The organism is Streptomyces sp. NPDC020780 (assembly GCF_044334475.1).
In the GTDB taxonomy this organism is placed as follows: domain Bacteria; phylum Actinomycetota; class Actinomycetes; order Streptomycetales; family Streptomycetaceae; genus Streptomyces.
Genome location: NZ_JBIRTB010000012.1, coordinates 22738 through 46938 on the forward strand (window position 1 = coordinate 22738; position 24201 = coordinate 46938).

A 24201-nucleotide genomic window follows, 5' to 3' on the forward strand; every position below is an offset into this window, starting at 1 on the left:
CCGGGCGGGTCACTTCAGGCCGAAGGCCCTGATGATCTCCTGGTCGACGGCCAGTCCGCCGCCGGCCTCGGCGTGCGCCCTGAGGGAGACGAAGGAGGCACCCTCGGCGGGCGTCCTGAAGCGGGCGGTCCAGGAACCGTCCTGTCCCGCGCGCAGCCGCACCGCGCTCCAGGTCTCCCCGTCGTCGTAACTGACCGACAGAGAGGCGGTGTCGGCGCTCACCGCCCCCTCCAGCCACTCCTGCGTTCCGGAGGCCAGGGCGATCTCGGTCCACGTTCCGGCCCGGACGTCACCGGCGAGGTCGGTGTCGACGTCGAAGTCCAGCTGGAGCAGCGGGATGTCCACCTGGTCGGGACCGTTCCCGTCGAGGGCTCCGGACTCGAACTCCCAGGAGCTGTGGGTGCGGGTGGAGGTCTTCCAGGTGTCCGCGTCCCGCACGGAGTCGACGACCAGCCGGTAGGGCAGCGTCTCCTCGGACAGGTCCCACGCGTAACCGGCCCGGCCCGGTCCCTTCTTGACCAGCGTGTCGCCCTGGTAGAAGGCGTACGAGGTCGTGTCGTACTCGTCCGCGGGCATGGAACCGGAGTGTCCGGCGCCGGAGTCCGTCCACGGGGTGATGTTGAACTGGATGTCGTCGTACGCGGTGCGGAAGGGCCCCCAGAAACCGGTGCCCAGCCGCGGGCGGGTGACCGGCGCGAACCACTCGTCGCGATAGGTGCGGCCCGCCGCGTAGTCCAGGCGCCCGCTGCGCATCTCGGCCAGCGTCTCGGAGGTCTCCGGGTTCAGGACCGAGTGGTTCTCGTACCAGAACGAACCGCCCGGCAGAGGGGTGACCCACTCGGTGCGGGTACCGGGGAACTTCTCGTACTCCTCGAAGCCGATCCCGGGACCGTAGTCCGGGATGTCGTAGCGGTAGCCGCCGCCGAGGGTGTCCCGGTGGCCGTAGAAGGTGTTCTCGACCTCGGCCAGCTGCCGCCCGGTGGGCGCGTAGGCCAGGGAGCGGTCCGGGATCGCTCCGTCGTGGCGGTCGACGAGGTCGTAGACGTAGCGCGCGAACCTGCGCTGGTCCACGGAGATCAGCCCGCCCCGCCGAGCGGTCTCCACGAGCTGCCGGCCCGCGAGACGCTGCGCGGAGACGACCGGGATGGTGGTCTCGGTGCCGTACGGGGCGTAGGCCTCCAGCAGCGCGCCCACCCCGTCGTGGACGACGAGGAGCGCCGACGCGCCCGCGGCGAGGGCGTTGGCCAGCCGGTCGGCGGGGGCCACCGCGTCGCTGCGCTCGATGACGACGGCCTTGCCCTTGACGCGCAGGCCCTCGTAGTCGGAGACCGCGCCGTCGCCCGCGTACACGGCGGCCAGCTTGCGCCGGCTGTCCTCGGCGACGGGGGATCCGCCCTGCACGATGACCGGTACGTCACGGCCGCCGGCCGTCACGTCGATCAATTCCTCGCCCTGCCGCCACCGGGTCAGGAAGCTGAAGCCGCCCTCGGTGACCTTCTTCGTGGGGCTCGCCCACAGCTGGTCGTACACGGCCGGGATCTGGTAGGCGTCACGCTGGACGGTGCCGTTCGGGGCGGTGCGCGCCATGTCGTAGCGCAGCTGGCGGTTCTCGGTCTCCCGGGGCGTGCGCACGCTGACCTTACGGGCCTTGGACGCGTCGAGGGTGACGGTGGTGGGCTCGTCGAGGACGGTCTCGGGGGCGGCGAGGAAGGCCACGGCCCTGGAGTCGGCGCGGTCGCCGTCGACCTCGACCGTGGTCCACGCGGTGTAGTTGCCCGGCGGCAGTCGCAGGGTGGTGTCCCCCGGGACCGCGACGACGTTCAGTTCGGGGTCGCCGAGCTCGGCGATGACGACGTTGCCGGTCATCGGTTCGCCGGACCGGTCGCGGATGCGCAGCGTGAGGTCGTGGAGCTCCCGCTCCTTGTCCATGGCGAAGCCGGTGTGCGCGACGACGGTGCCGGCCGCGTCCTCGGCGACGACCTGCCCGGAGAACCGGGTGCCGGTCGGGACCCGGGAGGGATCCAGCGACAGCACCACCCCGGCGGTGGAGCCCGCCGGGACGGTCAGCGTGGACGCGGACAACGTGTAGGCCGCGGAGTCCGTGTCGGTGGCCACGGAGAGGGTGACGTCACGCGCCCCGGTGTTGCGGTAGGTGATCGTGCGCTCGGCGACCGGGTCGGACGCGCTGTGCGGCCAGGCGTAGGAAGCCACCTCGACGGAGCCGGTGGCCTCGACCGTCGTGTCGACCGCCGCCTTCACGTCGAGCCGGCCGGTGCCCTGCTCGTACGGTGTGTAGGCGGGCAGCAGCTTCGAGGAGGTCATCAGCGCGTCCTTGACGCGTTGACCGGACCAGTCGGGGTGACGCTGCTTCAGGATGGCGGCGGCGCCCGCGACGTGCGGGGTGGCCATCGAGGTACCGGACATCTCCTGGTACATGCCCTCGATGCCGGGGACCGACTGGGAAGCGGCGGCCTCGATGCCGACGCCCGGGGCGGAGAGGTCGGGCTTCAGGCCCTGCGACCTGACGAGCGGGCCCATGGAGGAGAACTCCGCGCGGTTGTCCTGCTTGTCGACGGCGGCGACGGTGAGCGCCTCGGCCGCGGAACCGGGCGATCCGATGGTGCCCGCGCCGTAGGCGTTGCCGGCGGCGATCACGAAGAGCGGGCCGCCGTCGGCGGAGAGGGCGTCGACCGCCTGCGCCATCGGGTCGGTCCCGTCGTCCGGGATGCTGGATCCGAGGCTCATGGAGACGACGTCGGCGCCTTCGGCCTTGGCCCACTCCATGGCCTCGATGATGCCGGAGTCGGCGCCGGAGCCGTCGTCGCCGAGCACCTTGCCGACGATCAGGTCGGCGGCGGGGGCGACGCCCTTGTTCGCGCCGCCCGACGCCGCGCCCGACCCGGCGATGGTGGAGGCGACGTGCGTGCCGTGACCGTTTCTGTCGGTGACCTCCTCGCCGGGGACGAAGCTCCTGGTCTTCCTGACGCGGTCCTTGACGTCCGGGTGCGTGGCGTCGATGCCCGTGTCCAGGACCGCGACCGTGGTGCCCTTGCCGTCGTAGCCGGCCGCCCAGGCCTGCGGGGCGTTGACCTGGGGTACCGAGTCCTTGAGCGCGGCCTCGGCCCGGCCGTCGAGCCACAGCTCGGCGATGCCGTTGTCCAGCGTCCGGCTCTTCGCCCCGCGGGTGATGTCGCTCCAGAAGGCGCGGGCGTCGTCCTTGTCGGCCTTCAGGGCCGCGCCCCGGATCGACTCCAGGTGCCGGACGGTCCTGCTGCCGCGCGGTGCGGCGGGCAGCGAACGCGCCGTGCCCGCCGGGTAGGTGGCGATCAGCGGGATGCCGCCGGAGCGCTTGTCGTCGTAGCCCATCCGCACCAGCGTGGAGACGTCGAACAGCCGGCGGTCGAGCTTCCCCGCCGCGATGAGGGCGCTCGCCTCGTCGGGCAGGACGTAGATGTCCTCCCCGGCCTGCTGCACGTGGACTCCGCCCGTGGCGCCGTCGGGCCGGTCCACGGTGACGGTGTCCTGGTCGCCCGCGCCGTCGGAGTAGTGGACGACGTCCCCGGTGAGCAGGGTGATGTCGTACTCACTGACCGGGGCCGCGTGGCGGTCCTCGGCCGGGGGCTGCTGAGCGGCGGTGGCGGAGCCCGCCGCGGGGAGCATGACGCCGCTCACGAGGGCGACCGAGGTCGCTATGAGCAGAGCCCTGCGTGCCGCGCGAGCGGGTCTCGCCCGGCCGGAAACGGAGGAGAGGGAAAATGTCATGCAGCTGATCTACCGGTAAACGCCGGGCCGCAGACGGCTTCTCGCTGGCGTGAAACCGCCGTGGCGGCTACCCGCCCGGGACGAACCGGGCACCGGGGCACCAGCACGGCGGCGGCCCGCGCCGGCGGGGGCGGCGGACACCGGGCACGCGGGATCGACCGCGTACCGGGGCAGCCCTGGCTACGTCACGTGACGCCCAGCCAGCTCTCGAGGGGGTTCAGGGCGAAGTAGACCAGGAAGACCAGCGTGAGGAGCCACATGAAGACGCCGACCTCACGGGCCCTGCCCTGCGCGAGCTTGATGGCGGAGTACGCGATGACGCCCGCGGCCACCCCGGTGGTGATGGTGTACGTGAACGGCATCAGGACCACGGTGAGGAAGACCGGAACGGCGACGGAGCGGTCGCTCCAGTCGACGTGCCGGGCGTTCTGCATCATCATGGCGCCGATCACGACCAGGGCCGCGGAGGCGACCTCGGCCGGCACGATCGCCGTGAGCGGGGTGAAGAAGAGGCAGGCGGCGAAGAACAGACCCGTGACGACGGAGGCGAGCCCGGTGCGTGCGCCCTCCCCCACCCCGGTCGCCGACTCGACGAACACGGTCTGGCCGGAGCCTCCGGCGACACCGCCGATCGCACCGCCCGCTCCGTCGATGAACAGTGCCTTGGACAGGCCCGGCATCCGGCCCTTGTCGTCCGCGAGCTCCGCCTCGGTACCGACGCCGATGATGGTGGCCATGGCGTCGAAGAAACCGGCCAGCACCAGCGTGAAGACGATCATGCCGACCGTCATGACACCGACGTCGCCCCAGCCGCCGAAATCGACGTTCCCGAAGAGGGAGAAGTCCGGTGAGGAGACCGCGCCGCCGCTCAGCTCGGGCGGACCGCTGCTCCAGGACTTCGGGTCGATGTCCGCGACGGCGTTGACCACGACCGCGGCCACGGTGCCGACGACGATACCGATCAGGATCGCGCCGGGGACGTCGCGCGCCTGCAGCATGAAGATGAGCAGCAGGGTCACGGCGAAGACGAGTACGGGCCAGCCCGCGAGCTCGCCGGCCGGGCCGAGGGAGAGCGGGGTGGCCGTTCCCTTGTGGACGAAGCCGGCCTTGAACAGCCCGATGAGGGCGATGAAGAGGCCGATGCCGATGGTGATGCCGTGCTTCAGCGCGAGTGGGATCGCGTTCATGATCAGCTCGCGCAGTCCGGTGACGACCAGCAGGCAGATCACGACGCCGTACACCACGCACATGCCCATGGCCTGGGGCCAGGTCATGGCGGGGGCGACCTGCGAGGCGAGCACCCCGGACACGCTCAGACCGGCGGCGAGCGCGAGGGGGACCTTGCCGACGAAGCCCATCAGCAGGGTGGTGGCCGCCGCCGCGAGGGCGGTGGCGGTGATCAGTCCGGCCTGCCCGAGCACCTGCCCGTCGACGTCCTTGCCGCCCAGGATGAGCGGGTTGAGCAGGAGGATGTACGCCATCGCCATGAAGGTCGTGACACCGCCGCGCACCTCACGCGCGACGGTCGATCCCCTTTCGGAGATGTGGAAGTACCGGTCGGGCCAGGACCGTCCGGCGGGTACGCGCGGGTCGGGGCCCGCGTCGTGCGCGCTCGTCCTGGATTCCACTGACTGCTGGGTCATGTTGCCTGACTCCCGAGGTTCACAGGGGCACCCGCGTGGAGCTGCGTGACTGCGGGATGTGGGACGACTGCGCGGCGGCACGACCCGGGGGACGGCCCGAGACGAACTACGTGGTGCCGGCTGAGCGGTGGTGCGAGGAGCCCCGGACGGTGCGCGGCGCGAACGTGCGACGTGCACGGCCGGCTGCGCACCGCCCGGAGGGGTGGGGCAGCTCGTCAGGTAGCGGTGAAGCGCCCGGGGCGCACCGGGGTCCTGGTGAGCTGTCCTGGTGAGCTGGAGTCCCGTCGCCTTCCGGATCGCCGCGAGGACGGCCGGGGTGGACGACAGGGTGGGAGCCTCGCCGGCACCGCGCAGCACGTACGGGGCGTGGTCGGCGGCGAGTTGGAGCATGCCGGCCGGGAGAGGCGGCGGGTCGGGGAAGCGCGTCGCCCGTGCGGACGCCACCTCCACCTCGCGCCCGCGGCAGGCAGCGCCGCGCGGGCGTCGCCCGCGGGTGAGGCGGTGCCCAGGTCGCCGCCGGTCCCGCCGCGGGTGCGGAGCTGCGACGAGGCGACCGTGCGGGAGGCGGGGGCGAGACGGGCAGGTCGGTGCCGAGGTGCTTCATGACGGTGCTACGGGGGACGGAGGCACCGAGCCGTACGGGGGCCTGGCCCACGTACCCCTCCAACCGTTCGGCGACGCGGTTCAGGCCCATGCGGTACGCGGGCCGCCCGGTGGCCGAAGGTGATCCCGCCCCTGACGTCGGTGCGGCCCACGAGGGGCAACGCCGCCGGGTGCCCGGTCTCGGCAACGAGCGCCTCCTTCCGGCCGGCGGGGCGAAGGACGTCCATGGATGGCTCTCTTCTCGATCGGTCGTTCGCCGGAGCTGGCGGGCGTCCCGCCCTGACCCTGCCGTTCATGTCCTGTTCACGCGGTGTGTGAGCCAGTACACAAGCCTGGGTCCACCCGGTGCAGTCACCGAAACCATGAAGGAATTGGCTGGCCCCCGTCCTCGTCTTGTAGATTCGAACGAATGGCGGGTATCGGCAACCGCACGGCGGTGTCCGGGTATCCCCACCTGTTCCCCGCCCCAACCAAGAAGATCGGCGGCAACCGACGATGCGGCTCCGCGCACTGCTGGACACCGACGCGCTGGGCCTGCGGCTGCTCGGTGGGGAGGACGAGCTGGACCGTTCGGTCCGGGGCGTCATGACGACCGACCTGCGCGACCCCAGCCGCTATCTCTCCGGCGGCGAGCTGGTCCTGACGGGCATGGCCTGGCGCCGGGACGCCTCGGACTCCGAACCCTTCGTCCGGATCCTGACGGGCGCCGGGGTCGCGGGCCTCGCCGCGGGCGAGGCGGAGCTGGGGCCCGTCCCCGACGACCTGGTCGAGGCGTGCCTGAAGCACCGGCTGCCGCTCTTCGCCGTGCACGAGACCGTCGCGTTCGCGACGATCACCGAGCACGTCGTGCGCCAGGTGTCCGGCGAGCGGGCCGGGGACCTGGCCGCCGTCGTCGACCGGCACCGCCGGCTGATGACCTCGGGGCCGGCGGGCGGCGGACCCGAGGTCGTCCTCGACCTGCTCACCTCCGACCTGGATCTGCGGGCCTGGGTCCTCTCCCCCACCGGGCGCCAGATCGCCGGGGCGGGAGAACCGCTGGCCGCCCACGTCGGCGCGGCGCTCGCCGGTCGGCACCTCGCCGCCACGCGCACCGGCCGCCCGGGCCCGTACCGCGCGGAGGTCGACGGCACGACGTATTCGCTGTTCCCGATCCGGAACAGCGGGCGGGGCGTGGACCCCGTCCCGCCCCATGACGTGCGTGAGTCGCTCCTCTCGGACTGGCTGCTGGCCGTCGAGGCCGACGCGGGCGACTGGCGGGCCGCCCGGCTGGACCTGCTCCAGGGCGTCACCCAGCTGATCGCGGTCGAACGTGACCGCCGCGACGCCGCCAGGACGGTACGCCGCCGGCTCGCCCAGGAGGTCCTGGAGCTTGTCCGGACGGGCGCGGCCCCGGCCGAGATCGCCGCCAGGCTGCGGGTGGCCGCCCCGGTCCTGCTGCCCGGTCTGGGTACGGCCCCGCACTGGCAGGTCGTCGTGGCCCGGGTCGAGTGGGCCGGGCAGGCCCCGGCCGGGGACCCGTCGGGCAGCCGGGCCGCTCAGGCCCTGCTGGAGGAGATCCTGGTCGACCCCGTGGTGGCCGGCCCCGACTCCACGGACCGGATCGCCGTGGCGCACACCGGCGACGAGGCCGTGGCGCTCGTGCCGCTGCCTGCCGTCTCCGCCGCCCCGGCCGCCGGGTCCGCCGAGGACACCGCGGGCACCGGGCCGGCCGGTGGCGCGGGCGAGGCGGGCCGGCCCGCCGCCGCAGCGGACGCCCCGCGGCGGGAGGACGCCGCGCTCCACGCCGACGCGCTGCTCGCCGGGGTCCGTGAACCGCTCTCCGCGGGGCTGGCGGACGACGGCCGCCTGACCCTGGGTGTCAGCGCCGCCGTGCACTCCGCCGAAGGGCTGCGGGGGGCGCTGGAGGAGGCCCGGCACGCCCGCCGGGTCGCGGCGGCCCGCCCGGGCCGGGTCTGCGCCGCCGGTCACCACGAGCTCGCCTCGCACGTCCTGCTGCTGCCCTTCGTGCCGGACGACGTCCGCCGCGCCTTCACCGCCCGCCTCCTCGACCCGCTGCGCGACTACGACCGGCGCCACCGCGCCGAGCTGGTCGAGACGCTGGAGGCCTTCCTGGACAGCGACGGCTCGTGGACCCGCTGCGCCGCCCGGCTGCACCTGCACGTCAACACGCTGCGCTACCGCGTCGGACGAATCGAGCAGTTGACGGGGCGTGACCTTTCGCGCCTCGAGGACAAGCTCGACTTCTTCCTCGCCCTGCGTATGAGCTGAGCTCCGGGGCCCTTCGGGCACCCGGAGGGGCTCCTGGCGATTGTGAAATCTTTCACCTGACATTGATCCGACCCCTTGGCCCGGCGTGCCGATCCGTGCTGAGATGCGCCAGGACCCAACAGCTCGATGGCGCGCTCGGGGAGGGCAATGTGGCGCATACCGCCATGTCCGGCACCGGAACGACAGCAGACGACGATCCGCCGCTCCAGACAGCCGTATGGCGGCTGCGTTCACGCGCCTGCTGGACCGACGCGGCCGCGCTGCTCGAACCCGACGCGTCGGCCGACCCGGCCGCCGCACTGCAGCGCACCTCCCTGCTGATCGAGCGGTGCCTCTACACCGGCACCGGCTGGACCGACGCGGAGGACGCGCTGCGCACGGCCGAGGCACTCGCCCACGACGACACCGAACGCGGCACGGCCGCCTGCGAGCGTGGCTACCTCGCCTACGCCTCCACCCTCCTCGGCGTACGCGACCGGGCCGACGAGGCCAGTGTGGCGCTGAGCCGGGCGGCGGCGCTGCTCTCCCCCACGGCCCCCGGCCGCCCCGTGCTGGACCTGCGCCGGGGCCTGATCGCCCAGAACATCGCCGACGCGCCCCAGTCCGCCCTCGCGGCCTACCGCAGGGCCCACGCCGGAGCGCTGGCCCAGGGCGACGAACTGCTGCTCTCCTCCACCTGGCGGCACCTCGCCTCGCTGGCGCTGCGCGAGGGCGAACTCGCGGAGGCACGGCACGGCTTCGCGGAGTCCCTGCGGATCAGGGAGGAGCTCGGCTACCTCGTCGGCACGGCCCCGGCCCTCATCTCGCTCGCGGACACGGAGACGGGCACCGAGGCGGCCCGGCTGCGCGCCGAGGCCGGCCGGCTGTTCCGCCTGCTCGGCGGGGTACCGACATGGCTGGCGCCACGGCTGGAGCCACCCGGCCCGGAGACCGCCGAGGCCAACTGAACGGGTCTGACGTCCGGCGGCCTCACCGGCTTCAGCGGCCTCGCCGGTCGCCGCCGTGATCCCGCGGTCTCAGCGGTCGGCGCCGGTGAAGTGTTCGCGCACGAGGGACTGCACCACCGCGAGGTCCCGGGCGACGAGCGCGTCCAGGAGCGCGGTGTGCTCCGAGGCGTCGGCGAGCAGGTCGGCCCGGCGCGTGGCCGGGTTGCTGACCAGCGGCCACTGGGACCGGCGGTGCAGGTCGTCGGCGACGGCCACGAGTTGTTCGTTGCCCGCGAGCGCGAGCACGGCACGGTGGAAGGCGCGGTCGCACTCCGCGTAGCTCGCCCGGTCGCCGACGGCGGCGGCCGCGACGGTGGCGTCGGCCAGCGGGCGCAGAGCGCACCAGCTGCCGGCCGGGACGGTGCGGGCGAGCCGCAGCATCACGGGGACCTCGATCAGGGCGCGCACCTCGGCGAGCTCGGCCAGTTCGCGGGGACCGCGACTGCTGACCCGGAAGCCGCGGTTCGGCACGACCTCGACGGCGCCCTCGGAGGCGAGCTGCTGCATCGCCTCGCGCACCGGTGTGGCCGAGACGCCGAAGCGGGCGCCGAGTGCCGGGGCCGAGTAGACCTGCCCGGGAACCAGCTCGCCGCCGACGAGGGCGGCGCGCAGGGCGTCCAGGACCTGGCCGCGCACCGAGTGCCGCTGCACCACACGGGGCGCGGGCGGCTCGCTGTGGGTGTGCTCGCCGCGCACCTGCTCGGGCACGCGGACCTCGGGCGGGGTCGCCTCGTACGCGTACGGCGGCCGTACGTCCTCACGGGCTCTGCCCTGCTCCACTGGACCTCCTCGTACCGGCGGGCCCGGCTCACGTGCGCCGGGCCCCTGTGCACGATAGGCGGAGCGGGCCGAGGTTCACACACCGACCCATTCGGGTAAGGTAAGGCTTACCTGTTGAAGATCGTGATTCGGTGGTCCCCGCATGACCGTGCCCGCCCTGCTCACCGCAGCCCCGCCGTCCCCCGTGGCCCCGGCGTACGCGCGCCTCACCGAGGCCTTCCCCGGCCTGCGGGCCGAGGCGCTCGCCGACGACGACGCCGCGCCCTCGGGCAGTGGCTGGATCGGCGCGGCCGAGCTCGCGGAGGGTGGCGGGGCGTTGGACGCCTTCCTGGCCGAGGACGACGCGCAGGTGCTGCGGGACTACGGCACCCGGGCCCGCCCCGACGTGGTGGCCGGCTTCGGCCTGCACCGCTACGCCTGGCCGGCCTGCCTGCTGGTGACCGTGCCGTGGTTCCTGGACCGCCGGGTCCCCCGGGTCCCCGTGCGGGACGTCTTCTTCCACCGGGAACGGGGCCACCTGACCGCCCGCGTAAGGAAGTTCGCCTGCCTGCCGGACGACCCTGCGGCTTCCCTCCCGGGCGCCCGGGTCGTGCCGGACGAGGCGGCGCTGCGTGCGGAGGTGCTGGACGCGGTGGCGGAGCACCTCGGTCCGGTGCTGGAGGGCTTCGGGCCGCGCATGCGGCGCGGCAGGCGCGCCCTCTGGGGCATGGCCACCGACGAGATCGTCGAGGGGCTCTGGTACATCGCCCACCTGCTCGGCGAGGAGCGCCGCGCGATGAGCGAGCTCGAACTGCTGCTGCCGGGCACCACCGGCCCGTACGTGGGCGCCGCCGGCTTCCGCGAACTGACGGGCCCCGACGGCGCGTCCCTGCCGACCCGCGACCGGGCGAGCTGCTGCCTCTTCTACACACTGCGGCCCGAGGACACCTGCGTCACCTGTCCGCGCACCTGTGACGCCGACCGCGTCCGGAAACTGACGCCCGCGCCCTGAGCGTACGGCCGCTCGCACCACCCTGCCGGGGGGTCGCGATTCGAACGCAACTCGGTACTCTCGCAAGGGATTTCGAGGACTTTCCCTCCATAGGGGAACCCGCGCACCCCGTCGGTGGCCCCTTGCCCCGAAAACCCGTGGGAGGACAGGTCTTTCCGCCACACTGGCGCCCGAAACGCCTCACGTGACGCAAGGGACCGCGCATGAGATTGACCGACCTCTCACTCGACTGGCTGCTTCCCGGCGCCGTGCTGCTCGTGGGGGCTCTGGTGGCGGTGACGGTGGTCGCGCGGGCCAGGCGCGCCGCCGAGAAGGCCGGCGCCACGGCTGACGACAGCTGGGAACGCAGCGAGGAGCGCCGCAGGCGCAAGGAGGCGCTCTACGCCACTGCCTCGTACGTCCTGCTGTTCTGCTGTGCCGCGGTCGCGGCGGCCCTCTCCTTCCACGGGCTGGTCGGCTTCGGCCGGCAAAACCTCAGCCTCGGTGGAGGATGGGAGTACCTGGTGCCGTTCGGTCTCGACGGGGCCGCGATGTTCTGTTCGGTACTCGCGGTGCGCGAAGCGAGCCACGGTGACGCCGCGCTGGGCTCCCGGCTGCTCGTGTGGACGTTCGCCTGCGCCGCCGCCTGGTTCAACTGGGTGCACGCGCCGCGCGGCATGGAACACGCCGGCGCCCCCCACTTCTTCGCCGGGATGTCCCTCTCGGCGGCCGTACTGTTCGACCGCGCGCTGAAGCAGACCCGGCGGGCGGCCCTGCGCGAGCAGGGCCTGGTGCCCCGCCCCCTGCCGCAGATCCGGATCGTACGGTGGCTGCGCGCCCCCAGGGAGACCTTCGGCGCCTGGTCGCTGATGCTCCTGGAGGGCGTACGCACCCTGGACGAAGCGGTGGACAACGTGCGCGAGGACCGTCAGGAGAAGGAGGAGGACCGGCATCGCAGGAGGGAACGGGCGAAGCTGGACCGGGCCCGCATCAAGGCCCTGAACCGGCAGAACCGGTGGGGACGCGGGGCCCGGTTCGGTCACCGGATGGACACCCAGGCCGTCTCCGCCCCAGCGGTCGGCGCCGTCCCTGCCGTCGCCGCCCCCGTGCCGGAACCGGGCCGACTGCCCCTCAGCTCCCGCCCGTCCCTGCACACGGCGGACGGCTCCGGCTCCACGAGGCCGTCGGCGCGGACAGCGGGCGGCGACGCCGTCGATCCCGCTGCCGGTGACGACGACACGCAGGCCCTGCCCCGGCTCGACTCGCTGGAGCAGAAACTCCAGAACCTGGAGCGGCAGTTCGGCTGAGTATCAGGCCCTCCCGCCGCTCAGTTCGAACCAGACCACCTTGCCGAGTGCCTGCGCCGTGACCCCCCAGGAGTCGGCCAGACTCTGCACGAGGAGCAGCCCTCTGCCGTGCGTACCGTCGTCGGCGTTCGGTACGTACGGCGCGGGCTCCTGCCCCGCCAGGAAGTCACGCACCTCCACACGCAGGCGCGCGGGCACCGAGGTCACCGTGACCACCGCGCCGTTGCGCGTGTGGATCAGCGCGTTGGTCAGGACCTCACTCAGCAGGAGTTCCGCCACCTCGGTGACCTGCCGGCCCGGGCCGTGACGCAGGAACTCCCGCAGAGCCCCCCGCACCTCGCCCACCGCCGACAGATCGGCATGCCCGACTCTGCGGTGCAGCCGCGTCGGCCGGCTTTTCTGGCGTCTCGTCATGTCCCCCGTCAGCACGCTGAATCGTCCCCCAGATTCCGTCATGTCCCGAACACCATCCCTCGATGCATGCCCCGCAGACGGGCGGCCACGCTTCCCAGGGCGCCGAGAGGTGAACACGCCCCCGCTCACCACCCCGTGCGGGAGTCGAGCGCGCCCCTGATGTACGCAGGACCCGCACCGGCAGGAACCGTGGGGAGAGCGAGCTGTGAAGTGCCTCAAGGACGCGGCATGTTACGGATGTTGGAGCGTGCCATCTGGAGCATCCGCCCCACACCGCCGTCCAGCACGATCTTGCTGGCGGAGAGTGCGAAGCCGGTGACCATGTCGGCGCTGATCTTCGGTGGGATGGAGAGGGCGTTCGGATCGGTGACCACGTCGACGAGGGCCGGGCCCTTGTGCGTGAAGGCGTCCTTGAGCGCGCCCTCCAACTGCTTCGGTTTCTCCACCCGCACCCCGTACGCGCCGGCGGCGCGGGCGACCGCCGCGAAGTCCGGGTTCTTGTTGGTCGTGCCGAAGGACGGCAGTCCTCCGACGAGCATCTCGAGTTCCACCATGCCGAGCGAGGAGTTGTTGAAGAGGACGACCTTCACCGGCAGGTCGTACTGCACGAGGGTGAGGAAGTCGCCCATCAGCATGGTGAATCCGCCGTCGCCGGACATCGACACGACCTGCCGGTTGCGGTCCGTGAACTGGGCGCCGATCGCCTGCGGCAGGGCGTTGGCCATCGAACCGTGGCTGAACGAGCCGATCACCCGGCGCCTGCCGTTGGGCGTGAGGTAGCGGGCCGCCCACACGTTGCACATGCCCGTGTCGACGGTGAACACCGCGTCGTCGTCGGCGAGTTCGTCGAGCACCGAGGCGACGTACTCCGGGTGGATCGGAATGTGCTTGTCGACCTTGCGGGTGTACGCCTTGACGACGCCCTCCAGCGCGTCCGCGTGCTTCTTCAGCATCCGGTCGAGGAACCGGCGGTCGTTCTTGACCTTCACCGCCGGCGTCAGGCACCGGAGCGTCTCGCGCACATCCCCCCAGACGGCCAGGTCGAGCTTGGACCTGCGGCCCAGGCGCTCGGGGCGGACATCGACCTGCACGATCTTCACGTCGGTGGGGAGAAAGGCGTTGTACGGGAAGTCGGTCCCCAGCAGGATCAGCAGATCGCACTCGTGGGTGGCCTCGTAGGCGGCGCCGTAGCCGAGGAGCCCGCTCATCCCGACGTCGAACGGATTGTCGTACTGGATCCATTCCTTGCCGCGCAGGGCGTGGCCGACCGGAGCCTTCACCCGCTCGGCGAACTCCATGACCTCGGCGTGCGCGCCGGCCGTGCCGCTGCCGCAGAACAGCGTCACCCGTTCGGCCTGGTCGACCATCCGGCGGAGTTTGTCGATCTCCTCGTCACCGGGGCGCACGGAGGGCCGTGAGGTGACCAGGGCGTGTTCGGGGGCCTTCTCCGGGGCCGGCTGCCCGGCGATGTCACCGGGCATGGAGACGACGCTGACCCCGCCCTGGCCGACGGCGTGCTGGATGGCCGTCTGGAGCAGACGCGGCATCTGCCGGGGGTTGGAGATCATCTCGTTGTAGTGGCTGCACTCCTGGAAGAGCAGTTCGGGGTGGGTCTCCTGGAAGTAGCCGAGGCCGATCTCGCTCGACGGGATGTGCGAGGCGAGCGCGAGCACCGGCGCCATGGAGCGGTGGGCGTCGTAGAGACCGTTGATGAGGTGGAGGTTCCCGGGGCCGCATGACCCGGCGCAGGCGGCGAGGCGGCCGGTGACCTGGGCCTCGGCGCCGGCGGCGAACGCGGCCGTCTCCTCGTGCCGGACCTGGACCCATTCGATGCCGGCATGGCGCCGGACGGCGTCCACCACGGGGTTGAGGCTGTCCCCGACGACGCCGTACAGTCGCTCGACCCCCGCCCGCACGAGGATGTCGACGAACTGTTCCGACACGTTCTGCTTGGCCATGGGTGCGCACCCTTCCTGCCTGTGCTCCGTGTACGTGCGGCTGTCCCGGCTCCGGGCTCCGAAACGCCGGACGGCCGGACGGACTCCGGAGTCCATCAAGCCACGGTGTGCGCGGTCACGCCTCCCAGACTGCGGCGCTCGTGCGGTCGTCGGCGTATCCCTCGGCCCTGAGCTGGGTGTCGGCCAGATAGGCGGCCAGGCCCGGCGGTCCACCGGTCCCCCAGCGCCGGGCGAGCTCATCGGCGAGGGCTGGTTCACCGCGCATCGGGTCGGCCATTCCGCTGCCGCACAGCAGCAGGGTGTCCCCCGGGCGGGCGACGGAGGCACGGAAGCGGAAGGGCTCGGCGGGCTGAGGTGGCGGGCTGTCGGCGTACGGCGACGGGGGTGTGGTGATCCGCAGGTCCACGGTCAGCCGGTCCCCGCCGGGGCTCTCCGCCGTCCGCGCGGCGGGACCGGGGTCACCGGGTGCCACGGGGTCGAGGTCCTGCCAGACACCGTCACGCAGCCGGAACAGCCCGCCTGCGCCGGCGCCGAAGAAGACGCGGGTGCGGCACTCCGGGTCGGCGGAGAGGAGCAGGCAGCGCAAGCCGGCGGTGTACGCATGGGGTTCCAGGCCAAGCTCGGCGGCGCGGGCGCGGAGTCTGCCGTAGGTGCGGTCGGTGAGGCGGTGCAGACCGGACCTGAGGTCTCCTCTGCGCCCCGCCCTTATGTCGTCACCGAGCCTGGCGTGGCTGCGGGCGACGGCTCCGCCGATCCAGCGGCAGGCGTCGGCGGCGGCGAGGTGCGCGTGTGCGGCGGCACGGGCGCCCCCGGCCACGGCGACCAGCAGCAGGGCGCTGTCCCCGGCGCCGAACCGCGCCGTGAGCAGCGCGTCGCGGCGCGGTTCGCCGCGGAAGCGCGCCGAGTCGCCCCGCACGGACGCGGCCCGCAGGGTGTACGTCCCGTACCGAGCGCCGTCGAGCACCGTGTCGGGGACGAGGCCGTCGAGGTCCTCGGCTCCGGAAGCGGGCAGGGCGGCCGGCTCGGGGTCGTAGGCAGGCGGCCGGTCCCCGAGGTGGCCGACGACCGGGCGCGACGGCTCCGGGGCGCCGTCGGTCCGGGAGGGTGGCCCGACCGGTGCGGGCTCGCCGACCGGGGGCCGCGCCGGCTTCAGCGGTACCGCGAAGGTGTGCCGCTGCGGGGAAGCGGGCGGGGGCTCCCACGGGGCGCTCACGGGCATGGGGCGGGCAGCGGACGCGGAACCCTCGGGAGCGGCGGGCGGGCCGGGCGGCGGCTCCGGGGTATCGGTCGCCACCGGGGGCGGCGCCGGTACGGGCTGCACCGGCGAGGACGACCGCGGCACGGGGGCGGCTCCCGACGGCTCCGGAACGGGCGACACGGGCGGAACCGGGGCGCCTCCCGACGGCTCCGGAACAGGGGACACCGGCGGAACCGGGGCGCCTCCCGACGGCTCCGGGGTGCGCCCGGAGAACGGCTGCGGCGCGGCCGACACCGGCGGTACGGGCGCCACGGGGGCAGCCCGCGGCGGCTGCGGCGGGTGCGCGGGCTGCGGCGGGAGGACGGGCAGCCCGACGGTCGGCTCCGGAGCGGGCGCGGGTGACGCGGGAGACGGCCCGGGGGGCGCGGGAGGCGGCTCGGTCGCGGAAGGGGCGGCCGGCGCACCGCGGGCCGGTCGGCGCTCCGTCTCCGGCGCGCGGGGGTCGGGAACCGGTGTCACCGCGGACGGGTGCTCAGCCGTCGGGCTCCCCGCATCCGACGCGCGGCCCACAGCGTCGTCGGCCGCCTCCGCGGCGTCCGGCGTCCCGGCCGCGGCTCCGGCCGGCGAGCCCCCGCCGTCCGCCGCCCGTCCCACGGCGTCCGACGCCGAGTCGAAACGGTCGTCGATACTGTCCGCCGCGCTGCCCGGACCCGTGTCGGGCGCGGTCTCGTCGTACAGCCTGCGCCACCAGTCGTCCTCGTGGGCGGCGGGCTTGTCCCCCTGCTGACTCATGCCCTTAGTGTCGACCGCGGGGCCCGCCCCAAAACGGGGCATCCGGAAAAGAGTCCCGGAAATGACGCACCGGGGAAGAGGCCCGCCGGGCGGCCCCACCCCCCACGGGAAGGACGCCCGGCGGACCGGTCCGGGTGGCCGGCGGAAGGTGTGGGTACGCTTCACCGAGCCTGCGGTGACGCCACCTTGACAGAGTGGCCGGCGCTCCGGGGGATGATGTGTCCGGCGGGTTTGCGCCGTGGCTGGTTTCCGCCAGGTCACGGCCTGCCGGACGGGCGCAGGGATGTGCGATCACCACCGCGGGGAGGGTCCGAGGATGCTGGCGGCGATAGGTCTCGACGAGAGACAGGAAGCGGCCTACCGGGCACTCGTCGCGGCGGGCGCCGCCGAACTCCCCGATCTGGCGCGCCGGCTCTCGCTGCCGGAGGCCGACACGGAGCGGGCGCTGCGCCGGCTGGAACAGCAGGGGCTCGTGGCCCAGTCCTCCTCCCGAGCGGGCCGCTGGGTGGCCGCGCCGCCCGGCGTCGCACTGGGTGCGCTGCTGACCCAGCAGCGGCACGAACTGGAGCAGGCCGAACTGGCCTCGGCACTGCTCGCGGAGGAGTACCGGGCGGAGGCGGCCGAACCCGCGGTGCACGACCTGGTGGAGGTGGTGACCGGCGCCGCCGCCGTCGCCCACCGGTTCCACCAGCTGCAGTTGGGGGCCACCTCGGAAGTCTGCGCGCTCGTCACGGGCAAGCCGATCGCGGTCTCCGGCATGGAGAACGAGTCGGAGGAACGGGCGTCCCTGCGCGGGGTCACCTACCGGGTGGTGGTCGAGCGCGACGTGCTCTCGCTCCCTTCCGGGATCGTCGAACTCTCGGCCGCGCTGAGCCGGGACGAACAGTGCCGGGTCGTCGACCGGGTACCGACCAAACTGGTCGTCGCCGACGCGGCCCTGGCCATGGTCCCGCTGACGGGGCGCGGCGCGGAGCCCGCCGCCCTGGTGGTGCACGGCAGCGGCCTGCTGGAGTCGCTGACGGGCCTCTTCGAGGCGGTGTGGCGCGACGCGATGCCGTTGCGGCTGGGTGGCGGCGGCATCGACGAGAGTGCCGGGCCGGTCCCGGATGCGACCGATCTGGGGATTCTCTCGCTGCTGCTGGCCGGTCTGACGGACGCGAGTGTGGCCAAGCAGCTGGATCTCGGACTGCGGACCGTCCAGCGGCGGGTCAAGGGGCTCATGGAGCTCACCGGGGTCTCCACCCGGCTCCAGCTGGGCTGGCACGCGTACGAGCGCGGCTGGGTGGCCCGCGCTCCGCGCTGACCCCAGGGGCTCCACACCGGTGCCCGGGGGTTCCGCCCTCCGGGGCCCCGCGCCGACGGGCGGGACCGGGCCGACTCGGGCACGCTGGTCGGATGAGTGGGTGGCAGCTCGTTGCCGTCGGTGCGGTGATGCTGCTCGGACTGGTCGGTGTGCTGGTGCCGGGCGTGCCGGGGCAGGCGATCGTCTGGGCGGCGGTGGTGTGGTGGGCCCTGACCGACACGTCGACGCTCGCCTGGGGCGTGCTGATCGGCGCCACGGGCCTGCTCCTGCTGAACCAGGCGCTGCAGGCCCTGCTGCCCTCACGCCGCCCCCGGGAGGCCGGGGCCCCGCGCAGGACGCTGATGCTCGGCGGGATCGCCGCGATCATCGGGTTCTTCGTCGTCCCCGTGGCCGGCGCCGTCCTCGGGTACGCGGGCGCGGTCTACGGCGCCGAGCGGCTGCGGCTGGGCAGTCGAGGAGCGGGCTGGGCCTCGCTCACGTCGGTGATGCGGGCCACCGGTTACTCGGTCCTCGTGGAGCTCCTGTGCTCTCTGCTGGCCGTCGGGGCCTGGCTGGGCACGCTGATCTGGGCCTGATCCCCCGCCACCCCCGATCGGTCCACCGGGCGCCCGGCGGAGGCGAGCGCCAGGTGGCGTACGGCGTACGAACGCCACGGCCGCCACGCACCGGCCCCCGGCGTCCCGTACGGATCGACATCGGGGTCTCCCAGCGCCCGCATGCGGATCAGCGCGGCCGTCGCCGGTTCGATCCCGGGCAGCCGCAGCAGCGCCCGCTCGGCATCGTCCCGGTCGGCCCCGGCGTCCAGTCGCACCGATCCGTCGGCCAGGGCTCCCGCCAGGGTCCGCAGCACGGGGTCGTCGGCCGCGCCGGCCAGCACGCCCGGCTCCGGGAACACGTGCGTGAGACCGCCGCACGGCACGTCCAGGACCTTGCCGTACCGCTCGACCAGTTCCGCCGCGGCCCGGGCACCGACCAGCGCCCGTACGGCGGACTCCTCCGGGTCCGCGGCGCCGGGCGACCGCAGGCCGGGGCGCGCGGCGACCAGCGGCTCCAGGCCCGGGTCGGCGCCCAGCGCCTCGTCCACGGCGTACGGATCGGCGTCCAGGTCCAGCAGGCGGCGCAGCCGCTGCACGGCGGTCGTCAGGTCGCGCAGGTCCGTGAGCTCGATACGGGCCTCCAGCCACGGCCCCGCGGACACCTCGTCGACGGCCACGATGCCGGAGCCGTACGGCAGCCGCAGGGTGCGCCGGTAGGTGCGCGCCCCGGGGGCGCCGCTGATCTCCTCCATGCGGGTCACCGCTTCGGACCCCAGCAGGTCGAAGACCTCACGGGTGGCGTACGGGCCGCGGTGGGCGAGCCGCAGCGGGATGCCGGCGCGGCGCCCCTCACGCACCCCCGCGCCCAGGCCCGTGCCCGCCTCGGCGCGCAGGGCACTGGGGGTGCGGGCGTAGATCTGCCGGATCGTCGCGTTGAACTGGCGCACGCTGGCGAATCCGGAGGCGAAGGCGATCTCCGTGACCGGGAGGCCGGTGGTCTGCAGCAGGACCCGGGCGGTGTGGGCGCGTTGGGCGCGGGCGAGGGCGACCGGGCCCGCGCCGAGTTCGGCGGTGAGCTGGCGCTGCACCTGCCGGGCGCTGTACCCGAGCCGGCCCGCGAGCCCCGGGACGCCCTCGCGGTCCACCACACCGTCGCCGATCATCCGCATCGCGCGTCCGACGACATCGGCACGGACGTTCCACTCGGCGGAGCCGGGCACGGCGTCCGGGCGGCAGCGTCTGCACGCCCGGAAACCGTGGCCCTGCGCGGCGGCGGCGGTCGGGAAGAAGCGCACATTCTTTCGCTTGGGAGTGACGGCGGGGCAGCTCGGCCGGCAGTAGATGCCGGTGGTGGCGACGGCGAAGAAGAACTCTCCGTCGAAGCGCGCGTCGCGGCTGCTCACCGCCTCGTACCTGGTCTCGTCATCCGTCACACCGTCCAGTGTGCGTCCCCGCCGAGGTGCGCACTCGCGGATTTCGGACGTCGAGCCGGGGACGCGCTACCGGGTTCGGCCCCGCTTGAGCGCCATGGCCTCGCGTCCCACCGCGCTCCGGCGCTTCCACTCCCGCAGGGTCTCCTGCCGGAGCCGGACGTCGGTCTTGGCCGCGATGCGGTGGTTCTCCCTGAGCAGCTTGCGGTAGCTGTCCAGGCGCCGCTCGGAGAGCGTGCCGTCCTCGATCGCGCCGAGCACGGCGCAGCCCGGTTCGCTCCCGTGGCCGCAGTCGTGGAAACGGCACCGCCCGGCCAGTTCCTCGATCTCGGAGAAGACCTGCTCGACGCCTCTCTCCGCGTCGAAGAGGCCGACTCCGCGCAGCCCGGGGGTGTCGATCAGCACGCCGCCCCCCGGCAGCACGAGGAGGTTGCGGGTCGTGGTGGTGTGCCGGCCCTTGCCGTCCGCGTCCCGCGTGGCCCGTACGTCCATGACGTCGGCGCCGAGCAGGGTGTTGGCGAGGGTCGACTTGCCGGCCCCGGAGATTCCGAGCAGCACGCTCGTACCGCCGCCGACGATGGCGCCGAACACGTCGACGCCCTCCCCCGTGGCCGAGCTGACGGGCAGCACCTGCACTCCGGGGGCGAGGCGCTCGACGTCCTCCACCAGGTGGGCCAGGGTGGTGGTGTCCGGGACGAGATCGGCCTTGGTGAGCAGCACGAGCGGCTGCGCCTCGTACGTCCCGGCCCCCGTCCCGTCGCCGAGCAGTGCGGCACCCTCGGTGCTCGACATGGCCAGGGCGAGGAAGCGTTCCAGCCGCCCCAGGTCCAGCTCGACAGCGAGTGAGACGCAGATGACGATGTGGTCGATGTTGGTGGCGAGCACCTGCGCTTCGGAGCGCTGCGAGGACGTCGAGCGGACGAAGGCGGTGCGGCGCGGGAGGAGCGTACGGACGAACCGCGGGTCGCCGCCGGGGTCGACGGCCACCCAGTCACCGGTGCAGACGATCCGCATCGGATCGCGGGGCACCACGAACGCGGTGTCGGCCCTGAGGGTGCCGTCCGTAGTGACCACGTCGCACTGGCCGCGGTCCACCCGCACCACGCGGCCGGGCAGGAGTCCCTGCTCGGCGTACGGGGCGAAGGCGGCGGCCCAGTCGTCGTCCCAGCCGTACGGAGCCAGCGGGTGCGAGGAGGAAACCGGAAGAAGAGGGAAAGACAAGGGAAACCCTTCACAAGGGTGGCCCCGGCACCGCGCGTTCAGGCACGGGAAGAAACAGTGAGGTCAGCCGGCGGCCACGGGGGTGAGAACGATGCTCTTCTGGTTGTGGGCAGCGCCCATCGCAACGACAGTCATCAATGTCCTCACCTCCTGATTCCTCGAACCGGCCACACCCTAGCCCCCGTTCACCCGGTGGTGTCAACGGAATTACCGTGCACCACCCGCGCTCCGGGCCGTACGCCGGACTTCGTCCCCGATATCCCTCGATCAGGTGATACGCATGCACAACCGCCGGTCCGGGGCCGATATGGTGCCGGACATGACCTCATCCCAGACCTCCACCGGCACCTTCACACAAGCGCAGTTGGGCACGCAGATCCTGCTGGGCTGGAGCGGCGGACACCCCGACGGACAGCGGGACGTCGCCTTCCTCCTCACCTACTCGCTCGGCGACGGGCAGGACGGGCCGGAGGCCGGCGAGCGGGCCATGCGGACAGCTCTCGAGCGCATCGGACTTCAGGTGGGGGGCGAGACCCTGGACGCCGCGGAGCTACCGAACCTGCCCGTGAAGCTTCTGGTCCAGGCCGGCCAAGCGGTCCTGACGCTCCCTCACTTCACGGCGCAGTACACCGTGCCGCCCCAGTGGCTGGCGGCCGCCCGGGCCGGGGGCACGGTGCACGGGATGTTCGCCACGCGCCCGTGGCCCGAAGCCGTTCCCGGCCGGCCGGTGAGCGAGGAAGTGCTGCGGTCCTTCGTGGGTGACCCGGGGGTCATCGGGACGTCGGCCCACTGCCTTCTGCCGGTCCGCAGCCTGGGCTGACCTCCGCACCACGCGCACATTCCGACGTCCCTGGCGCTCTCCGCACACGACGGTGCCCACCACCCCCCGTGGAGTGGTGGGCACCGTCGTGACGTGCTGCCTCACGAGGCGGTGCACACGGCCCAGAGCCGTACACACCGGGCCGTGCCGTCAGTGGTTGGCGACGCCGTTGCCGGAGAGCACCGGGATGTCGGACAGGATGTGCGACAGCGGCTCGTCACCCTTGGCCTGGGTGGAGTTGTCGGCGCACTGCTGGTTCTGCGGGTTCGACAGGACGTTGACGTCCTGGACCGTGACCGGCACGACACCGACGAGCGAACCGATGTTGGCCTTCGCCGGGATGCCGAGGCAGAGCTTGTTCAGCGAGCCCTGGACGAGGCTGAGCTGCGGGCTCTGGTCGCCCTCGGTCTCGGAGTTGCCGAACTCGGACTCGGCGCCGTTGCCGTTCACCACGGTCGTCCCGTGGTCGTTGCCGATGGCCATGGCCGCAGGGGCCGCAGCGGCGGAGACACCGATCAGGGAGACGGCCGCGGCCGCACCCGCCAGGATCTTCTTCATCACGCTTCACCTTTCCTCGTGATCCCGTTGTGGGACGTACTGATAACCGAAAGCGGACGACGGAGTTCCGCTACACCACTCGAACGAGTTCGACGCGGCGCGAGGTCGACGCACCGCCGCCGGTCGCCTGGCTCAGCGCCCGCCGTCCGCGCCGTCCGCCGTGCGGGCCGCGGGCACGAAGACACCGGGCCGCTCCGTGTCCGGTGCCGGGGGCACCTCCCGCCCGACCTCCCGGCCCGCTCCGTGCCATTCGGCGAGCAGCCGGTCATAGATCGGGGTGGAGCGGCCTGGCATCGCTTCGGGGTTCCGGCGGGACTGACTGTCGTACTGGTCCATGAAGGGGCCCTACCCGACCGGTGCGGAGGAACCGGCCGACGATGCGTCAACCGGGCCAATATCCGCACGATCGGGCTACCCGACCGGCCCCGGACACAGTGACGGGGCCGGTCCGCCCCGGCTGCCGCTCCCCCAGGAGAGCGTCACCGCGCGGACGGACCGGCCCCGTCACTCCGCGCGAAGGTCAGCGGTTGCCCGCGCCGTTCGCCGACAGGATCGGGATGTCGTTGAGGATGTGCGACAGCGCCTCGTCGCCCTTCGCCTGGGTGGAGTTCTCCGTGCACTGCTGGTTCTGCGGGGAGGACAGGACGTTGATGTCCTGGACCGAGATCGGCACGAGGCCGAGGAGCGAACCGATGTTGGCCTTCGCGGGCAGGGCGATGCAGGGCTTGTTGAACGATCCCTGGATCAGGCCGATCTGGGGGCTCATGTCACCCGTGGTGCTGCTGTTGCCGTAGTACTGCACGGCGCCGTTTCCGTTGACCGCGGTGGTGCCTTGGTCGTTTCCGGTCGCCATGGCGGCGGGGGCCGCGGCAGCCGAGATACCCGCGACGGAGGCTGCGACCGCAGCCGACGCCAGAATCTTCTTGATCATGAAATCGCCCTTCTGGATTTTCTGTTGCCCGCCTGTCCGGAGCATTCTGAACAACTCGTTCCGGCGGGCCCGGTCGTGCCAATTCACTCGAACGGTGCGTATGTCTCCGGCCGGCCATGGAATGCGCCGGACCGGGCACCGGAGAAAATGCGCTGAATGGAGAAGACTTCTGCGGTGCGGCGGATCAGCCGCCGACGGGCAGGCCGCCGATCAGAGGGGCGGCCTCGGCCGCCGCACCGGTCGCCTCGCCCGCCAGTTTGCTCACCGTGCCGTCCTCGTGAACCTTCTTGGTCGCACTGCCGACCGTCTCGACCACGGGGTCGATGATCTGCGGAGTGCTGGCCATGAGGTGGTTCACACCGGTGGTGAGGCTGAGCGTGGGGGACGTGGCAGGAGCAGCGAAGGCGGGCGCAGCCGTTCCGAGAGCGACCACGGAACCGGCAACGAACGCGGCGGTCTTCGCGTACTTCACTTTCGAATTCCCTTCTGCAGCGGCGTGGGTTTCGGTCGCGTTCCCGCGCCGCACAGGCTTTCTTCGCCTGTGGCTTCCACCGCTTCCACCAGGCCTAACGAGCCGTGCGCGAACCGGCAACTGCACAAGGGCGGCTTTTTTCGCGGAGTTCTTCCGCAGGTTTCCCGGGCTCTCCGCCTCCGGACTTCCGCCGGCCTCGCTGCGGGATTCTCGGCGCTTCGAGGACTGTCCCGCGTCTCCCGGCGGAGC

19 protein-coding genes and 1 pseudogene are annotated in these 24201 nt (G+C 72.9%); 7 read left to right on the forward strand and 13 right to left on the reverse strand.

The genetic code is table 11. The features are described from left to right. Positions 1 to 9: 9 nt before the first annotated feature. From ACH4VO_RS23050 to ACH4VO_RS23060, 3 genes and pseudogenes are all read right to left on the reverse strand, one after another. Entirely contained in the window at positions 10 to 3762 is a 3753-nt protein-coding gene (locus ACH4VO_RS23050) for a S8 family serine peptidase (protein ID WP_360990517.1), read from the reverse strand. 185 nt (positions 3763 to 3947) lie between these two features. Then, positions 3948 to 5405, reverse strand: a complete 1458-nt coding sequence (locus tag ACH4VO_RS23055) for an NCS2 family permease (protein WP_360990514.1) — start codon at positions 5403 to 5405, stop codon at positions 3948 to 3950. A 420-nt stretch (positions 5406 to 5825) separates the two neighbouring features. Further along, positions 5826 to 6235: pseudogene (locus ACH4VO_RS23060) on the reverse strand (FAD binding domain-containing protein); the annotation flags it as partial. Positions 6236 to 6503: 268 nt separating this feature from the next. On the opposite strand from ACH4VO_RS23060, the gene ACH4VO_RS23065 reads away from it, so the two are divergent. Beyond that, positions 6504 to 8276: a PucR family transcriptional regulator ligand-binding domain-containing protein gene (locus ACH4VO_RS23065; RefSeq protein WP_360990511.1), complete on the forward strand. Its 1773-nt coding sequence runs from the start codon at positions 6504 to 6506 to the stop codon at positions 8274 to 8276. A 164-nt stretch (positions 8277 to 8440) separates the two neighbouring features. Further along, positions 8441 to 9223, forward strand: a complete 783-nt coding sequence (locus tag ACH4VO_RS23070) for a hypothetical protein (protein WP_360990570.1) — start codon at positions 8441 to 8443, stop codon at positions 9221 to 9223. Positions 9224 to 9292: 69 nt separating this feature from the next. Here the strand turns inward: ACH4VO_RS23070 and ACH4VO_RS23075 are convergent, their stop codons facing one another. Next, complete coding sequence (locus ACH4VO_RS23075; protein ID WP_360990508.1) at positions 9293 to 10042, reverse strand: GntR family transcriptional regulator; 750 nt, start codon at positions 10040 to 10042, stop codon at positions 9293 to 9295. Between the two features lie 142 nt (positions 10043 to 10184). Between ACH4VO_RS23075 and ACH4VO_RS23080 the strand changes: the two genes are divergently transcribed. Both ACH4VO_RS23080 and ACH4VO_RS23085 read left to right on the forward strand, forming a co-directional pair. Then, positions 10185 to 11033, forward strand: coding sequence for a (2Fe-2S)-binding protein (locus tag ACH4VO_RS23080; RefSeq protein WP_360990505.1), 849 nt, complete (start codon positions 10185 to 10187; stop codon positions 11031 to 11033). 203 nt (positions 11034 to 11236) lie between these two features. After that, positions 11237 to 12319 carry a DUF2637 domain-containing protein gene (locus tag ACH4VO_RS23085; RefSeq protein WP_360990502.1) on the forward strand — a complete coding sequence of 361 codons (1083 nt, stop codon included), beginning with the start codon at positions 11237 to 11239 and terminating at the stop codon, positions 12317 to 12319. A gap of 3 nt (positions 12320 to 12322) precedes the next feature. Here ACH4VO_RS23085 and ACH4VO_RS23090 read toward each other — a convergent pair whose 3' ends face one another. The 3 genes from ACH4VO_RS23090 to ACH4VO_RS23100 all read right to left on the reverse strand — a co-directional run bounded on the left by ACH4VO_RS23090 (position 12323) and on the right by ACH4VO_RS23100 (position 16681). After that, complete coding sequence (locus ACH4VO_RS23090) at positions 12323 to 12733, reverse strand: ATP-binding protein (RefSeq protein WP_360990499.1); 411 nt, start codon at positions 12731 to 12733, stop codon at positions 12323 to 12325. A 215-nt stretch (positions 12734 to 12948) separates the two neighbouring features. Beyond that, complete coding sequence (locus ACH4VO_RS23095; RefSeq protein WP_360990497.1) at positions 12949 to 14691, reverse strand: pyruvate dehydrogenase; 1743 nt, start codon at positions 14689 to 14691, stop codon at positions 12949 to 12951. A 115-nt stretch (positions 14692 to 14806) separates the two neighbouring features. Next, complete coding sequence (locus ACH4VO_RS23100; protein ID WP_360990494.1) at positions 14807 to 16681, reverse strand: protein phosphatase 2C domain-containing protein; 1875 nt, start codon at positions 16679 to 16681, stop codon at positions 14807 to 14809. Between the two features lie 316 nt (positions 16682 to 16997). On the opposite strand from ACH4VO_RS23100, the gene ACH4VO_RS23105 reads away from it, so the two are divergent. Together ACH4VO_RS23105 and ACH4VO_RS23110 are read left to right on the forward strand one after the other, a co-directional pair. Then, positions 16998 to 17984 (forward strand): helix-turn-helix domain-containing protein, encoded by a 987-nt coding sequence (locus ACH4VO_RS23105; RefSeq protein WP_360990491.1) that lies wholly within the window; start codon positions 16998 to 17000, stop codon positions 17982 to 17984. 92 nt (positions 17985 to 18076) lie between these two features. Continuing rightward, entirely contained in the window at positions 18077 to 18559 is a 483-nt protein-coding gene (locus ACH4VO_RS23110; RefSeq protein ID WP_360990488.1) for a DUF456 domain-containing protein, read from the forward strand. Here ACH4VO_RS23110 and ACH4VO_RS23115 read toward each other — a convergent pair. Then, a complete protein-coding gene (locus ACH4VO_RS23115; protein WP_360990485.1) occupies positions 18484 to 19953 on the reverse strand; it encodes an AlkA N-terminal domain-containing protein in 1470 nt (489 codons plus the stop codon). The genes ACH4VO_RS23110 and ACH4VO_RS23115 overlap by 76 nt on opposite strands. Positions 19954 to 20019: 66 nt before the next feature. Next, positions 20020 to 21171 (reverse strand): ribosome small subunit-dependent GTPase A, encoded by a 1152-nt coding sequence (gene rsgA / locus ACH4VO_RS23120; RefSeq protein ID WP_360990482.1) that lies wholly within the window; start codon positions 21169 to 21171, stop codon positions 20020 to 20022. A gap of 319 nt (positions 21172 to 21490) precedes the next feature. On the opposite strand from rsgA, the gene ACH4VO_RS23125 reads away from it, so the two are divergent. After that, entirely contained in the window at positions 21491 to 21991 is a 501-nt protein-coding gene (locus tag ACH4VO_RS23125; RefSeq protein ID WP_360990479.1) for a DUF5949 family protein, read from the forward strand. A gap of 150 nt (positions 21992 to 22141) precedes the next feature. Here ACH4VO_RS23125 and ACH4VO_RS23130 read toward each other — a convergent pair whose 3' ends face one another. From ACH4VO_RS23130 to ACH4VO_RS23145, 4 genes are all read right to left on the reverse strand, one after another. After that, on the reverse strand, positions 22142 to 22549 hold the full coding sequence (locus tag ACH4VO_RS23130) for a rodlin (protein ID WP_360990476.1): 408 nt from the start codon (positions 22547 to 22549) through the stop codon (positions 22142 to 22144). 132 nt (positions 22550 to 22681) lie between these two features. Continuing rightward, complete coding sequence (locus tag ACH4VO_RS23135; protein ID WP_360990473.1) at positions 22682 to 22885, reverse strand: hypothetical protein; 204 nt, start codon at positions 22883 to 22885, stop codon at positions 22682 to 22684. 184 nt (positions 22886 to 23069) lie between these two features. Then, on the reverse strand, positions 23070 to 23480 hold the full coding sequence (locus ACH4VO_RS23140) for a rodlin (protein ID WP_360990471.1): 411 nt from the start codon (positions 23478 to 23480) through the stop codon (positions 23070 to 23072). A 184-nt stretch (positions 23481 to 23664) separates the two neighbouring features. After that, positions 23665 to 23952: a hypothetical protein gene (locus tag ACH4VO_RS23145; RefSeq protein WP_360990468.1), complete on the reverse strand. Its 288-nt coding sequence runs from the start codon at positions 23950 to 23952 to the stop codon at positions 23665 to 23667. Positions 23953 to 24201 lie beyond the last annotated feature (249 nt).

Excerpts from the sequence above, each read along its gene's own strand:
- ACH4VO_RS23095 (WP_360990497.1), bottom strand. The coding sequence starts at position 14,691 with ATGGCCAAGCAGAACGTGTCGGAACAGTTCGTCGACATCCTCGTGCGG.
- ACH4VO_RS23100 (WP_360990494.1), bottom strand. The coding sequence starts at position 16,681 with ATGAGTCAGCAGGGGGACAAGCCCGCCGCCCACGAGGACGACTGGTGG.
- ACH4VO_RS23090 (WP_360990499.1), bottom strand. The coding sequence starts at position 12,733 with ATGACGAGACGCCAGAAAAGCCGGCCGACGCGGCTGCACCGCAGAGTC.
- ACH4VO_RS23065 (WP_360990511.1), top strand. The coding sequence starts at position 6,504 with ATGCGGCTCCGCGCACTGCTGGACACCGACGCGCTGGGCCTGCGGCTG.
- ACH4VO_RS23055 (WP_360990514.1), bottom strand. The coding sequence starts at position 5,405 with ATGACCCAGCAGTCAGTGGAATCCAGGACGAGCGCGCACGACGCGGGC.
- ACH4VO_RS23050 (WP_360990517.1), bottom strand. The coding sequence starts at position 3,762 with ATGACATTTTCCCTCTCCTCCGTTTCCGGCCGGGCGAGACCCGCTCGC.
- ACH4VO_RS23070 (WP_360990570.1), top strand. The coding sequence starts at position 8,441 with ATGTCCGGCACCGGAACGACAGCAGACGACGATCCGCCGCTCCAGACA.
- ACH4VO_RS23140 (WP_360990471.1), bottom strand. The coding sequence starts at position 23,480 with ATGATCAAGAAGATTCTGGCGTCGGCTGCGGTCGCAGCCTCCGTCGCG.
- ACH4VO_RS23135 (WP_360990473.1), bottom strand. The coding sequence starts at position 22,885 with ATGGACCAGTACGACAGTCAGTCCCGCCGGAACCCCGAAGCGATGCCA.
- ACH4VO_RS23080 (WP_360990505.1), top strand. The coding sequence starts at position 10,185 with ATGACCGTGCCCGCCCTGCTCACCGCAGCCCCGCCGTCCCCCGTGGCC.
- ACH4VO_RS23110 (WP_360990488.1), top strand. The coding sequence starts at position 18,077 with ATGAGTGGGTGGCAGCTCGTTGCCGTCGGTGCGGTGATGCTGCTCGGA.
- ACH4VO_RS23105 (WP_360990491.1), top strand. The coding sequence starts at position 16,998 with ATGCTGGCGGCGATAGGTCTCGACGAGAGACAGGAAGCGGCCTACCGG.
- ACH4VO_RS23085 (WP_360990502.1), top strand. The coding sequence starts at position 11,237 with ATGAGATTGACCGACCTCTCACTCGACTGGCTGCTTCCCGGCGCCGTG.
- ACH4VO_RS23130 (WP_360990476.1), bottom strand. The coding sequence starts at position 22,549 with ATGAAGAAGATCCTGGCGGGTGCGGCCGCGGCCGTCTCCCTGATCGGT.
- ACH4VO_RS23125 (WP_360990479.1), top strand. The coding sequence starts at position 21,491 with ATGACCTCATCCCAGACCTCCACCGGCACCTTCACACAAGCGCAGTTG.